This window comes from Myroides guanonis (assembly GCF_900114085.1).
GTDB lineage: Bacteria > Bacteroidota > Bacteroidia > Flavobacteriales > Flavobacteriaceae > Flavobacterium > Flavobacterium guanonis.
Map to the genome: position 1 here is coordinate 254,193 of NZ_FORU01000001.1, position 15,458 is coordinate 269,650.

At 32.4% G+C, this 15,458-nt stretch carries 10 protein-coding genes; 4 read left to right on the plus strand and 6 right to left on the minus strand.

What is annotated here, in order from left to right; all coding sequences use genetic code 11:
- Window positions 1-33: 33 nt before the first annotated feature.
- Window positions 34-2,586 (plus strand): ATP-dependent Clp protease ATP-binding subunit, encoded by a 2,553-nt coding sequence (locus tag BM024_RS01130; protein WP_090677773.1) that lies wholly within the window; start codon window positions 34-36, stop codon window positions 2,584-2,586.
- Between the two features lie 97 nt (window positions 2,587-2,683).
- A complete protein-coding gene (rimK, locus tag BM024_RS01135; protein WP_090677613.1) occupies window positions 2,684-4,051 on the plus strand; it encodes a 30S ribosomal protein S6--L-glutamate ligase in 1,368 nt (455 codons plus the stop codon).
- Between the two features lie 81 nt (window positions 4,052-4,132).
- On the opposite strand, the gene can is transcribed toward rimK, so the two are convergent.
- Complete coding sequence (gene can / locus BM024_RS01140; protein ID WP_090677614.1) at window positions 4,133-4,786, minus strand: carbonate dehydratase; 654 nt, start codon at window positions 4,784-4,786, stop codon at window positions 4,133-4,135.
- Window positions 4,787-4,791: 5 nt separating this feature from the next.
- A complete protein-coding gene (locus BM024_RS01145) occupies window positions 4,792-5,436 on the minus strand; it encodes a carbonic anhydrase family protein (protein ID WP_090677615.1) in 645 nt (214 codons plus the stop codon).
- 387 nt (window positions 5,437-5,823) lie between these two features.
- Here BM024_RS01145 and metK point away from each other — a divergent pair, with 387 nt between their 5' ends.
- Entirely contained in the window at window positions 5,824-7,113 is a 1,290-nt protein-coding gene (metK, locus tag BM024_RS01150; protein WP_090677616.1) for a methionine adenosyltransferase, read from the plus strand.
- 125 nt (window positions 7,114-7,238) lie between these two features.
- Window positions 7,239-8,891, plus strand: coding sequence for a MutS-related protein (locus BM024_RS01155; RefSeq protein WP_090677617.1), 1,653 nt, complete (start codon window positions 7,239-7,241; stop codon window positions 8,889-8,891).
- Window positions 8,892-8,920: 29 nt separating this feature from the next.
- Here the strand turns inward: BM024_RS01155 and BM024_RS01160 are convergent, their stop codons facing one another.
- From BM024_RS01160 to uvrA, 4 genes are all read right to left on the minus strand, one after another.
- Window positions 8,921-9,370 (minus strand): GyrI-like domain-containing protein, encoded by a 450-nt coding sequence (locus BM024_RS01160; protein ID WP_090677618.1) that lies wholly within the window; start codon window positions 9,368-9,370, stop codon window positions 8,921-8,923.
- A 10-nt stretch (window positions 9,371-9,380) separates the two neighbouring features.
- A complete protein-coding gene (locus BM024_RS01165) occupies window positions 9,381-11,318 on the minus strand; it encodes a polysaccharide biosynthesis protein (RefSeq protein ID WP_245753841.1) in 1,938 nt (645 codons plus the stop codon).
- Window positions 11,319-11,644: 326 nt separating this feature from the next.
- The gene (locus tag BM024_RS01170) at window positions 11,645-12,364 is read right to left on the minus strand and encodes an LOG family protein (RefSeq protein WP_090677619.1); all 720 of its coding nucleotides are present in this window, start codon (window positions 12,362-12,364) and stop codon (window positions 11,645-11,647) included.
- The gene (gene uvrA / locus BM024_RS01175) at window positions 12,361-15,207 is read right to left on the minus strand and encodes an excinuclease ABC subunit UvrA (RefSeq protein WP_090677620.1); all 2,847 of its coding nucleotides are present in this window, start codon (window positions 15,205-15,207) and stop codon (window positions 12,361-12,363) included. Before uvrA ends, BM024_RS01170 begins: the two co-directional genes overlap by 4 nt.
- Window positions 15,208-15,458 lie beyond the last annotated feature (251 nt).

The window sequence follows — 15,458 nt, forward strand, 5'->3', positions numbered from 1 at the left end:
TATAATAATATTCACCTATTAAAAGATTTAGAAATGGACGATAACTTTTCACAAAATGTAAAAGACGTGATCAATTTCAGTAAAGATGAAGCCTTGCGCTTGGGTCATGACTTTATAGGAACGGAACACCTTTTATTAGGCTTAATACGAGTAGATCAAGGTGAAGCATTCACCATCTTAAATAATTTAGATATCGATATTGATTTTCTTAGAAGTAAAATTGAAAATCTTAATCCTTCTCAACATGGAAAGGATTTACTTAACAATAAAAGTACATTACACTTAACAAAGCAAGCTGAAAGAGCGTTGAGAATGACCTTTTTAGAAGCGAAAGTTTTTAAAAACACTGCTATAAACACAGGGCACTTATTGTTGTGTATATTAAAAAATGACGATGATCCAACTGCTCAGGTTTTAAATAAATTGAAAGTTGACTACGATGTCGTAAAAGAAGAATTTATGAGTCTAATTGGTGATGATTCACAAGAAGAATTAGATGAGTTTTTTGAGACTCCTAAAGCTGAAACTTTTGAAGAGTCACGACAAAATGACAGTAATCGTGACAGTTTAGACGGTGGTTCTGCTTCTAAAACAACTAAAAAATCTAAGACTCCGGTTTTAGATAATTTTGGAAGAGATTTAACAGAAATGGCCGAAAACGGTAAGTTAGATCCTGTGGTAGGAAGAGAAAAGGAAATTGAACGTGTTTCACAAATCCTAAGTAGAAGAAAGAAAAATAATCCACTTTTAATAGGTGAGCCAGGTGTTGGTAAATCTGCTATTGCCGAAGGTTTGGCTCTACGAATCATTCAGAAGAAAGTTTCTAGGATTTTGTTCAATAAGCGAGTTGTAACTCTAGATTTAGCTAGTTTAGTTGCAGGAACAAAATATAGAGGACAATTTGAAGAAAGGATGAAAGCCGTTATGAATGAATTGGAGAAAAATGATGATATCATTTTGTTCATTGATGAGATCCATACCATTGTTGGGGCAGGAGGAGCTACCGGTTCATTAGATGCTTCTAATATGTTTAAACCTGCATTAGCAAGAGGAGAGATTCAATGTATTGGAGCAACTACACTTGATGAGTTTAGACAACATATTGAAAAAGACGGTGCATTAGAAAGACGTTTTCAGAAAGTAATTGTAGAACCAACATCAGTTGACGAAACAATTATTATTCTAAATAATATTAAAAATAAATATGAAGACCATCATAGTGTTACCTATACAGATGAAGCTATTGAGGCATGTGTTAAGTTAACTAATAGATATATGAGTGATCGATTCTTACCAGATAAGGCTATTGATGCTTTAGATGAAGTGGGTTCTCGTGTGCATATTACTAATATAAACGTTCCTAAAGAAGTTTTAGAACTTGAAGCAAAACTGGAGCAAGTGCGTGAAGATAAGAATGAGATGGTCAAGAAGCAAAAGTATGAGGAGGCAGCACATTTAAGGGATACTGAGAAAAAGGTTGAAAACGATTTAGCGATAGCTCAAGAGAAATGGGAAGAAGATTCTAAGAATAATAGAATAGTTGTTACGGAGGAAGATGTTGCTGATGTTGTTTCTATGATGACTGGTATACCGTTGAATAAAATTGCACAAAAAGAAATCACTAAATTGTCGAAACTACCTGAACAAATTAAAGGTAAAGTGATAGGGCAAAGTGATGCTGTAAACAAAATTGCTAAAGCTATTCAGCGTAATCGTACTGGTTTGAAGGATCCAAATAAACCGATAGGTTCGTTTATTTTTCTTGGACAAACAGGAGTTGGGAAAACACAATTAGCAAAAGTAATAGCTAAGGAGATGTTTGACTCAGAGGATGCGTTGGTGCGTATTGATATGAGTGAGTTTATGGAGAAATTTGCGGTATCTAGATTAGTAGGGGCTCCTCCAGGGTATGTAGGTTATGAAGAAGGAGGGCAATTGACAGAGAAAATCCGTAGGAAACCTTATAGTGTTATTCTTTTAGATGAGATAGAAAAGGCTCATCCAGATGTCTTTAATATGATGTTACAGGTGTTAGACGATGGTCATTTAACAGATAGTTTAGGTCGAAAAGTTGATTTTAGGAATACTATTATTATTATGACTTCAAACATTGGTTCGAGACAATTAAAAGATTTTGGGCAAGGTGTTGGATTTGGAACACAGACGAAGAAAGATCAATCAAATGAGTATTCTAAGTCAGTAATTGAAAACGCGCTTAAGAAGGCATTTGCACCAGAATTCTTAAATAGAATTGATGATATTGTTGTGTTTAATGCTTTGGAAAAAGATGATATCCATAAGATTATTGATATTGAGTTAGAAAAACTTTATAAACGTTTAGAAGAACTAGAATATCATCTTATCTTGAAAGATGAGGCAAAAGACTTTATAGCAGATAAAGGATTTGACAAGCAATATGGAGCAAGACCTTTAAAAAGGGCTATTCAAAAGTATATAGAAGACCCTTTAGCAGAGGAGATTGTAAATGCTAAGATTCAAGCAGGAGACGAGATTGAAATGTCTTTGAGTGATGATAAGGAATCTTTAATAATAAGAGTTACAACTGCAAAAAAACCTACTAATTAGTAGGTTTTTTTATGTGTTTTAAGAATTTGTAAATTAATTATAATTTTTATTTTTCATATTGTTTTAAGTACTATTTTAGTTTCGTAAAACAATTGAAATGTTAGAAAAGGTTATTGTTGGAAGTGAAGAGTGGTGCTCTTTCCCTTCACTAGGTATTCCTACCATGAAGGCTCGTGTTGATTCGGGTGCGAAAACTTCTGCTTTACATGCAGTTAATATAGTTCCTTTTGAGAAAGATGGGGAAAAGTGGTTGAAATTTGATGTGAATCCATTGCAAAATAATGGAAAGACGATTAAGCACTGTGAGGCTAAAATGGTTGATAAGCGCATCGTTAAAAGCTCAAGTGGATCGCGTGAATCACGTTATGTTATTCAAACCGTTCTTGATTTAGGAGGTAATCAATGGGAAGTAGAGGTTACTCTTACTAATAGGGACTCTATGGGATACCGTATGTTGTTAGGAAGAGAAGCAATGAGTGGTAGGGTGTTGGTAGATCCAGAGCAACATTTTTTACTAGGTCAACCTACTACAGAAAAACTTAAAGAATATTACAATTCTTCTTCTGTCGAAAAAAAGGGTTTACGAATTGGAGTTTTAGCAAGTAATCCTGAATTATATAGTAATAAAAGAATTATTGAAGCAGGGGAGCTGAGAGGACATGAGATGCATTTCCTGAATTTGAAGTATTGCTACATGAAGTTGGATGCAAATCAACCTGAAATACATTATAGAGGTGGACGTGTATTGAATGATTTTGATGCTGTTATTCCACGAATTAGACCAAGTATGACTTATTATGGTTGTGCATTAACTCGTCATTTTGAGTCTTTAAAGGTTTTTAGTTTAAATACTGCTGCTGCCATCACTCAGTCAAGGGATAAGTTATTTTCTCTGCAATTATTACTAAATAACGGAGTTGATATTCCTACAACTGGATTTGCAAATTCTCCACTTGATACAAATGATTTAATTAAAATGGTTGGAGGAAGCCCTTTGATAATTAAATTATTGGAGGGGACCCAAGGGAAGGGGGTAGTGTTAGCAGAAACTAAAAAAGCTGCTGAAAGTGTAATTAATGCTTTTAAGAGTTTGAACGCTAATATTTTAGTGCAAGAATTTATAAAAGAAGCTAATGGTAAGGATATTCGTTGCTTTGTAATTGATGGAAAGGTTGTTGCTGCTATACAGAGAGAAGCTTTGCCTGGAGAATTCCGAGCTAATATTCATTTAGGAGGTACTGCTTCTGTAATAAAAGTTACCGCAGAAGAAAAACGTATAGCTATCAAGGCAGCTAAAGCGATGAATTTAAAAGTAGCAGGTGTTGATATTATTCGTTCGGATAAAGGACCTTTGTTGTTGGAGGTGAATTCTTCACCTGGTTTAGAGGGGATTGAAGGAGCTACAAATAAAGATATTGCAAGTGAAATGATTAAAGCAATTGAGAAGCAATTCAAATGGAGTTAGAGTTTTAAAAAAAGAATAAAAATGCCCCTTTCGACTGAAGTTTAAAAGGGGCATTTTTTATTTCATGTGGGATGTTGTTTATCAGAAATGCTTTTTAAAGCGTAATTGGTAAACTTCGTCTAGTTCTTGGTTACTAGTTACGTTCACTTCAAGATCGGTAACATAGCCAGAATTTAAGCCGTAAACCCATCCATGAATACTTAATTCTTGATTGCGTTCCCATGCTTGTTGAACAATAGATGTTTTGGCTAAATCATACACTTGTTCTTTGACATTTATTTCCACAAAACGATTGAACCGTTGTCCTTCATCTTCAATTTCATTTAATTCATCTTGATGTAAACGATATACTGTTTTTATATGTCGAATCCAGTTGTCAATTAAGCCTACAGAGTCATTTCGCATAGCAGCTTGTACTCCTCCACATCCATAATGACCACAGACTATTATGTTTTTAATTTTAAGAACATTCACGGCATAATCCAAAACACTTAACATACTCATGTCTGTATGGATTACCATATTGGCAATATTTCTATGAACAAATACGTCACCAGGCTCAGCACCAATTACCTCGTTTGCCGGTACTCTACTATCTGAACAACCAATCCATAATAAGGGAGGGGTCTGTTTTTCACAGAGTCTTTTGAAGTAGTTAGGATTGATGGTAAGTTTTTGCTCAACCCAAGCCTTGTTGTTTTCTAATATTTGTTTATAAAAATCGTTCTTACTCAAAATGATTACTCTTTAGATGTAAATAGCTCTTTTACGAAATCGACTTCACCAGTTTCTACTTTATAGTAGGCTCCAACTAACCCTATTTCTCCATTTTTAAACATATTTTGTAAAACTTCACTCCTGTCAAGTACGTTGTTTAGTGTGTACATAACATTTTGAAGAGAAACTTTATCAACAGCCTCTTTTGAGGTAATGTCGATATCTATGTTATTTTTTTTAACTTGTTGTACTGCCGAATCAACTTTAGATAATAAATGTGTCAAATGTCCAAGTTCAGTTCCTTTACATGCGCCTGTAATAGCCCCGCAATTAGAATGTCCTAATACTACTATTAGTTTAGAACCCGCTAATTTACAAGCAAATTCCATAGATCCAATAATATCATCATTCAAAACATTTCCTGCGATTCGAGTGCTGAAAACATCACCTAAACCTTGGTCGAATATTAATTCTGCGGATGTTCTACTGTCTATGCAACTTAAAATAATAGCAAATGGAAATTGATTTTCTTTAGTATTGTTAACTTGTTCTAATAGATTGCTATGCGCTTTTAGGTTTTCTACAAAACGTTTATTACCTTCTTTTAAAAACGATAGTGCCAATTCTGGAGTTAGGGAGGCTTGATCTTCTATACTGTGTAATCGCATACTGTTAATGTTTTATTTTGTATCATATAATACATGGCAAATTTAAATAAAAACTAGTATAAAATACAGTTTCTTTGTTTTTATACAATTTTTTTATCAATTACTCAATTAATTTGCTGTTGTATGAGGATTTATTGATTATATGCTTTGAAATGGAAAAGATATAGGTGACAAACTTTAGAAAGTTTTCTATAAAATTTAGAATCGTTAAGATTGCTATAAAGTAGCTTAAAACTTGTCTTGATTGAAATAAGTTTTTACATTTGCATTCAATATCAACATAAGGAGGAAAAATTTGTACTGATTGCACAACCTCGGTAAAAAAATGCTAAAGCAGAATTCCCTCCTTTAGCCATTTTTCCTTTTTTATAAAAAAAATACAATATTATGGCTTATTACTTTACATCAGAATCTGTTAGTGAAGGACATCCTGACAAAATAGCGGATCAAATTTCAGATGCATTAATAGATAATTTTCTTGCTTTTGATAGTGAATCTAAAGTAGCTTGTGAAACATTAGTAACCACAGGACAGGTTATTTTAGCAGGAGAAGTAAAATCTAAAACTTATTTAGATGTACAACAAATTGCTCGTGAAGTAATCAAAAAAATTGGTTATACTAAAAGTGAGTATATGTTTGATGCTAATTCATGTGGGATACTTTCAGCTATTCATGAACAATCTCCAGATATTAATCAAGGAGTAGATCGCGCAGATAAAGAAAATCAAGGTGCAGGAGACCAAGGAATGATGTTTGGTTATGCAACTCGTGAAACCGAAGACTATATGCCATTGGCTTTAGATTTGGCTCATAAATTATTGATTGAGTTAGCTGAAATCCGTAAAGATGGTAGTGAAATTGCTTATTTAAGACCAGATGCGAAGAGTCAAGTTACTTTAGAGTATAGTGATGAAAATGTGCCAACTCGAATTGTAACTATAGTGTTATCTACTCAGCACGATGATTTTATCAAACCATCAGAAAAAGGTTTCGAATCGCAAAATCTCGCAAATAAAGAGATGCAGTCAATTATAGAAGATGATATTAAATCGATATTAATTCCACGTTTACTTAAAAAATACCCTCAATACACACACTTATTTGAAAAGGGAGAGATTGAATATTTGATCAATCCAACAGGGGTATTTGTTATAGGAGGTCCACATGGAGATACAGGTTTAACAGGAAGAAAGATTATTGTAGATACCTATGGAGGAAAAGGAGCACATGGAGGAGGCGCTTTCTCAGGTAAAGACCCAAGTAAGGTAGATCGAAGTGCAGCTTATGCTACAAGGCACATTGCTAAAAATTTGGTGGCAGCAGGTGTTGCTGATGAAGTTCTTGTGCAAGTTTCTTATGCTATTGGTGTCGCTAAACCTACTGGAGTATATGTGAATACCTATGGGACTTCTAAGGTTAACTTGTCCGATGGAGTAATTGCACAGAAGGTAAGTGAATTGTTTGATTTACGTCCTTATTTTATTGAGCGTAATTTGAAATTAAGAAACCCGATTTATAGTGAAACTGCTGCATATGGACATATGGGAAGAATCCCTCAAACAGTAACTAAAGTATTTACAAGTCCTAATGGAGAAGAAAAAACAATGGAAGTTGAATTGTTTACTTGGGAGAAATTAGATAGAGTAGAAGATGTAAGAAAAGCATTTTCATTATAAAAACACCATAATATTTTTAAAAAAGGTATGCTCAAGAAAGGCATACCTTTTTTTGTTTTTTATTTAAAAACATAATTTTTTGTTAAATATCAATTGTTTTGTATATTGAAGTTTAAAATTAGGTAATGAATTGGGTGCTATTTGTAGTATTGGGATTTTGTATTTTCTATCTTCTAGAAAGAAGAAAGTATTTGAAGAAACTTTTAGAATATAAAAAGGTGATACGCATGAGTTGGGGAAAAGTCAAAGAGTTTGAAAGATTTGATTTTGGAAAGATAGGTAGATATCACAAAAATATATTACCTGAAGAGAATGTTTTTCAGATACTATCAGATCAAATTTGTAAAGATTTGGATTTTGAAGAGTTGTTTAAATATATAGATAGAACTCATTCTAAAATTGGGCAACAATATCTTTATTACAGGTTAAGAACCATTAAAAAAGAGAAGGCTATTTCTCAAGAAAACCTTGCAAAACATTTTCAAAGTGATAATGTTTTTAGAGAGCAAATACAGTTGCTTTTAAATAGGTTAAGTAATGTGGAGGGGTATTATTTTGAAACACTTTTCAATGATAAAAATATTCAAAAACCTAATTCGATCAAATGGGTTTATGCTCTTTCAATTCTTTCTTTAGTCATTACTATAGTAATATTTATATATCCAATAGCTCTAGTGTTATTGATTCCTATTCTACTCACAAATTTATTTTTTCATTACAGAAACAAGGTTTTTATTTATGAGCACTTTAAAGCGATTGTAGAGTTCAGTAAAACTTACAATGTGGCTAAGAAAATATTAAAAAATAATAAAATAAGAGAACTATATGGTGAACCAGAATTTATGAAGCATTTAGCTAAAATAGAGAGAAAGGCAAGTTTTTTTAAAATTAATAAAAGATTCGAGAATGAATGGTTATTGTTAATTTGGATACCTATAGAATATTTGAAAATCAGCTTTAATCTAGAATATATAGCTTTCTATAGTTTAATTCGGTCTTTTTTTAATTGTAGAAATGATGTACAAAAACTTTATGTTTTTATAGGTGAAATAGAAGTCTCTTTAACTATTGCATCTCTTAGATCTGAAGGTAGGGAAAATTGCATTCCTAAGTTTTATGATGAAAAAACTTTAGTCGTAGAGAATATGTATCATCCTTTGTTAAAGAAATGTGTGTCGAATTCAATTAATCTCTTGAATGAAAGTTTGCTCTTAACTGGAACTAATATGTCTGGGAAAACTACATTTATACGTACTATAGGGGTTAATAGTATTTTAGCTCAGACACTTGGGATATGTTATGCTTCTTCTTACATAGCTCCCTTTTTAAGAATACATTCTTCAATTCGAATTGCTGATGACTTATTGGAGGATACTAGTTATTACTTAAAGGAGGTTTTGGTTTTAAAGGAGTTTGTGGAATCTGTTAATGAGTCCGTACCTTGTCTATTTATTTTAGATGAGATTTTTAAAGGAACTAATTCACAAGAGAGAGTATCAGCTGGTTATGCGATATTAGATTATTTGAATCAAAGTAAGCATATCGTTTTGGTAGCAACTCATGATTTGGAATTAGTTAACTTGCTTGAATGTAGGAATTATGCTGTATATCATTTTCAGGAACAAATAATGTCAAAGGAATTAAATTTTGATTTTAAAATTAAAAAAGGGAAAATGACTAAGCAAAATGCAATTGAAATTTTAGAACTGTATAATTATCCAAAAAAAATAACTGATACAGCTTATTTATTAAAATATAATGTTTTTAAAATCAAGTAATCTTTTAGTATTTAATAAACAAAAAAAAATTATTCGATGGATATGTAGATGTCTACTTCAGAATTGTTTCCCTTTTGAGAATCGGATCCATAAACTTCGTAGTCATATGTATATGAGCGTTCTAGTGAAATTTCATTATTCCATATTTTATTCCAAGTATCTGCAACAGCAGCCGGTATAAGACCTTTAGCTGTTAATTTTTGAAATTTCGCATTAGGGAATTCGCGACCAATTAGATCAGAAGGTATTTTATCCAGAGAAGAAACGGTAACACCTATAATTGCTGTGTATCTTCCAGTAAAATCACTTTCATAATCTGTGTATATAGCAAAGATATCATTAGAACATTTATTGGGTATTGTTTCAATTAAATTATCAGAAATAAAACGTGACCAGAGATGTGTTAAATCTTGTTGTGCTTGGCTATTTTGATTAGTTGTACGAATTTGAATACCTATAATTTTAAATCCAGTTGTCATAAAAAATAAATTACTTAGACTCTAATTGGTCTAGTGTTTCGTAGCTTGAATTCTGAGATTTATACTCAGGAACTATTTGTTTGATTTGGCGTACTAATTCAAAATTATTTGAATTATCTACGGTTGAATAAACGTATACGCACATTTCATTAATATACCCCTGAAGTACTTCTAAGTTCTCTTTACACACTTGGGCAATCATAATTTTCTCATGATGTGTTTGAACTGTGTTCTCATCATTAGCGAGTAACTCTTCATATATTTTTTCACCAGGTCTTAATCCAGTAATTTTAATTCCTATTTCGTCTGGGTAATTATAACCACTTAGACGAATCATACGTTTCGCTAAATCAATTATTTTCATAGACTCACCCATGTCGAACACAAAGATTTCTCCACCTTTTCCCATTACTGATGCTTCTAAAACCAATTGACAAGCTTCAGGAATAGTCATAAAATAACGAGTGATATCTTTATGAGTAACTGTTAATGGACCTCCTTTTTGAATCTGTCTTTTAAACAAAGGAATTACCGAACCATTTGATCCTAAAACATTACCAAAACGTGTTACAATGAAGTTAGTTTTAGCCAATTCATTTAAACTGCTTACGTAAACTTCAGCTACGCGTTTACTAGCTCCCATAACATTAGTAGGGTTAACAGCCTTATCCGTAGAAATCATTACGAATTTTTGAACACCATAAGCGACAGATAAATCTGCAATTACTTTGGTTCCGTAAATATTAGTCGTAACGGCTTCATAAGGATTGTCTTCCATAAGAGGAACATGTTTATAAGCTGCCGCATGATATATAATATCGGGCCTTTCGGTCTCAAATATTCGCTCTATACGTTGTTTATCTCTTATATTAGCTACTATATATTGAATATCCTCAGGACGCTTAGAATTCATAGTTTGCTGTACGTCATATAATGCTGATTCAGCTTGATCAACAAGAATTAATTTTTTGAAGTTTCTAGTAGCTATTTGGCGCGATATCTCACTACCAATTGAACCAGCAGCTCCAGTAATTAGAACTACTTTTCCTTCGATTTCTTTAGCGATGATTGGATTATCAAGCTTAATAGATTTACGACCGAGTAAATCATCGATTTTTAGAGTTTTAATTTGTTTACCAGAATACTTTCCGTTTAACCAGTCGCTTGCAGCTGGAATAATTTTAATTTTTACAGGGAGCTTTTCTAAAAATTTAGAAATTTCATTTAAACGCTCTCTTGGAATATTTTGAATAGAGATAACAATGTCATCTACACGGTTTTTTAATATAAATGTTTCATTTATAGATTTAGGTGAGTATACTCTGTATCCATTGATTTTCTTCCCTTCCTTTCGTAAGTTGTCGTCAATAAAACCAATGACATCTACATTGAATTTGGTATCAGCTTGTAAAGCACCAATTGTAATAACCCCTGAATCACCAGCTCCGTAGATCATAACGCGTCTGTGATTTCTTCCTCCCAATACATAAGTTCTATAGAATTTACTATAAAATACTCGAGCAGATACCATCACAACAGTTGTTAACAACAGATGTAAAATAATAATAGAATAAGAGAAGCGTAGATAAGGTCTATGTTCAGAGTAGAAAATATTAGTGCGTTGTAATATGCTTACAACTAATATAACTAATGAAGCAAATAAACATGAATATAATACGTTTTGGGCATCTTTGAGCCCAGTTTGTCTAATGACACCACGGTGAGGTTTAAATATCATGAAACTAACAATATAAGCAATAAGTGCTAAAGGTAATTTCATTAACATGTTTTCTATGTCAAATCGCCCATAAAAACTATTCAGTATAAAGTTGGAGACAATGTATGTTCCAAAAACAATAACAATGTCTATAAGTAAAACTAGCCCCCTAGGTGTGTCTTTTTTTAACCTTTCTTTAATGATATTCATAATCATAGATTCCTTTTTCATATAATTAAGACTACGATTGTATGTGGCTAGAATACAAGCTGTAGTTTAATAACTCACAAATCTAATATTTTTAGTGATGATATTGAGATTATGGAAGAAATAATTTTTTCAAATGTTGTATAGAATCCTTTACTTCACAAGTGTAGTTAGGTTTAGTTAGACCTTTGATGAATTAATTGAACAACAAAAACTAAATAGAGATAGTGTAACGAAAAGTGTTAGTTATTTTAAGAGACTTATTCTCAATAAGTGTTTTTTTTTTTTGTTAATATAAAAAGGCTTAAAAAAATGAAATGTTTAAGCCTTTTATTTTGAGTACTCAATAACTAGAAGTTAGGTGTAAGATTATATTTTTTGTAAAACTCATCAACAATATCTACAACTTCGTCTGCTGTATCTACTAGTTTAATAAGTTTCATATCATTTAGACTTATATTAGAATATTTTTCCAATACAACTTTTTCAATCCAGTCAATTAGCCCAGCCCAGAAATCTGTGCCAACTAAAATGATTGGGAATTTTCCAATTTTTTTGGTTTGTATTAATGTGATTGCTTCAAACACTTCGTCAAGTGTTCCAAAACCTCCAGGCATAATAATAAAACCTTGAGAATACTTAACAAACATTACTTTTCTAACGAAGAAGTAGTCAAATTGTAGATTTTTATCATTATCTATATAAGGATTAAAGTGCTGTTCAAATGGTAGATCAATATTTAAACCTACTGATGTTCCTTTTCCTAAATGGGCGCCTTTATTACCAGCTTCCATAATTCCAGGTCCACCTCCGGTAATAACACCATATCCAGCTTCACTTACTTTAAAAGCAATTTCCTCAGCTAGTTTGTAATACGGGTCTTCTTTAAGTGTTCTTGCTGAACCAAATATTGATACACAAGGGCCAATGCGCCCCATTTTTTCATAACCATTAACGAACTCAGACATAATCTTAAAAATAGCCCAAGAATCATTTGATTTAATGTCGTTCCATGATTTTTGTTTGAAGCCATCATGGATGAAAGCTTCTTCATTTTCTAGGTTTTTCATATCTCTTTATTTTTTTGGTCTAGCTCCGCCTTTAGAAAGGGAGCAGTATAACTTTTTTTATTCTTAGCAATTTCTTCAGGGGTTCCTTTGGCAACCAATTGACCTCCTTTAGAACCTCCTTCGTAACCAATATCAATAATATAGTCTGCTAGCTTAATAACATCTAAATTGTGTTCTATTATCAAAACAGTATTTCCTTTTTCAACTAAAGTCTGTATCACTTCCATCAAGACGCGTATATCTTCAAAATGTAAACCTGTAGTAGGTTCATCTAAAATATAAAAAGTATTTCCAGTATCTTTTTTAGATAGTTCTGTTGCTAGCTTAATTCTTTGTGCCTCACCACCTGACAAAGTGGTGCTTTGTTGTCCAAGTGTTATGTATCCTAAACCAACCTCGTCAATAGTTTTTAGCTTTCTATAAATTTTGGGAATACTTTCAAAAAAATCAACTCCCTCTTGTACAGTCATAGCTAATATGTCAGAGATAGATTTCCCTTTGTATCTAATTTCTAACGTTTCTCTGTTAAAACGTTTTCCTTGACAAGTTTCGCATTCAACATATACATCGGGTAAGAAACCCATTTCTATGGTTCTTACTCCTGAACCTTCACAAGTCTCACATCGTCCTCCTTTTACATTAAAACTAAAACGTCCTGGTTTATATCCTCTAATAGAAGCTTCAGTTGTCATGGCAAATAAGTTTCTAATATCAGAAAAAACTTCTGTATAGGTGGCTGGATTAGAACGTGGGGTTCTACCAATCGGACTTTGATCAATGGCTATTACTTTGTCTATATGTTCTAAACCTTTAATTTTTTTATAAGGATGTGGTTTTTGAACCGCATTAAAAAAATGTTCGTTCAAAATAGGGTATAGGGTACCGTTAATTAATGTAGATTTTCCGGATCCAGATACACCAGTTACACAAGTGAGAGTACCTAGTGGTATATCTATACTAACGTTCTTTAAGTTGTTACCAGTAGCTCCTTCAAGACGTAAGGTTTTGCCATTACCTTTTCTACGCTCTATTGGTATTTCAATTTCTAATTTACCGTTTAAGTATTGAGCAGTTAAGGTATTTTCTTTTAATAATTGTTCAGGAGTACCAGCACTGATAATTTGTCCTCCATTTTTACCAGCAAAAGGACCGATATCTATTACATAATCTGCTCTAAGTATCATATCCTTATCATGCTCAACTACTAATATTGAGTTACCTATATCTCGGAGTTGTTCTAACGAGTGAATTAATTTTTCATTGTCACGTTGATGTAATCCAATACTAGGTTCATCTAGAATATATAGTACACCAACTAACTGAGAACCAATTTGAGTTGCTAAACGAATTCGCTGTGCTTCTCCACCAGAAAGGGTTCTTGAGCTACGATTAAGAGATAAATAATTTAATCCAACATTTAGTAAAAATGATAGACGTGTGCTAATTTCTTTTAATACTTCAGAAGCTATAGCAACCTGTTTCTCGGATAAATGCTTAGGTAATTCCTTAAACCATTCACTCAAGGTTTCTATGTCCATTTGGATTAACTCTCCAATATTCTTTTCACCAATTTTAAAATGTAATGCTTCTTTTTTTAAACGAGTTCCTTCGCAGTTTGGACAATTAATTTCATCCATAAATTCTTTCGCCCATCGTTTAATACTTGCAGTAGGACTCTCGTCATATTGATCTTTAATGAAGTTTGAAATTCCTTCAAAATCTATTTTGTAATTTTTGGTAATTCCAGCTACTTTTGAAACAACAGAAAAGCTTTCCTTTCCGCCATAGAGTATAATATCCATAGCCTCTTTAGGAATGTCTTTAATAGGAGTAGAGAGTGTGAAATCATACTTTTGTGCAATGATTTCCAACTGACTGAAAATCCAAGATTTTTTTTCTGTACCAATTGGAGCAAAACCTCCATTCTTTATAGATAAAGAGGGATTTGGTATAATTTTTTGCAGGTTAATCTCATTGATTATTCCTAATCCATTACATACATCACAAGCTCCTTTAGGAGAGTTGAATGAGAAATTATTTGGTTCTGGTTTTGCATAAGAGATACCGGTAGAAGGACACATCAAATGACGACTAAAGAAACGTGCAGTCTGATTTTCATGTTCTAAAACCATGATTATGTCATCACCATGATACATGGCTGTTTTAATACTTTCTGTTAAACGTTGTTTTGTGCTTTCCTCTTGGTCAATTGCCAAACGGTCTATTACAATTTCTATATCATGTGTTTTGTATCGGTCTACTTTCATTCCACGTTCTAAATCCAACATCTCTCCATCAACACGAACTTTAACAAAACCCTGTTTTGCAATTTGTTCAAACAGTTCTCGATAATGTCCTTTACGAGATCTAATCACTGGAGCTAATATGGAAATTCGTTTACCTTGAAAGTCTTCAGTAATAAGTTGTAAAATTTGTTCATCAGAATAGCTGACCATTTTTTCTCCAGTTTCATAACTGTAAGCATCAGCTGCACGTGCGTATAACAAACGCAAGAAATCATATATTTCTGTTATGGTACCGACGGTAGAACGAGGACTTTTATTTGTAGTTTTCTGTTCAATAGCAATTACAGGAGATAATCCATCAATTTTATCAACATCTGGACGTTCCAAGCCCCCTAAAAACTGTCTAGCATAAGCGGAAAAAGTTTCAATGTATCTTCTTTGACCTTCTGCGTAAATAGTATCAAAAGCTAAAGATGATTTACCTGAACCTGACAAGCCTGTTATTACAACAAGTTTTTCACGTGGGATTACCACATCAATATTTTTTAAATTGTGTACTCTAGCACCTAAAACCTCAATTGTATCTTCTGTCTTCAACCTAATTTGTTTTGAGAATCACCAAAGATACTGTTTTTCTATAGTTTTTTGAAGCCTAAGCTCTTAAGAAATAGATAATTTTAAACTCTATCTTGCTATTTAAAAGGACTTAAGAGTATTGTGTGTTTTGCGTATATTAGAGTTAATATTATAACATTTAATTAGTATTTATAATTTCAATTTGAATAGCAGAGGGATACGAATATGATTGAGTGGAGGAAAATCTGATTTACATTGTGCTTTAAAAAGAA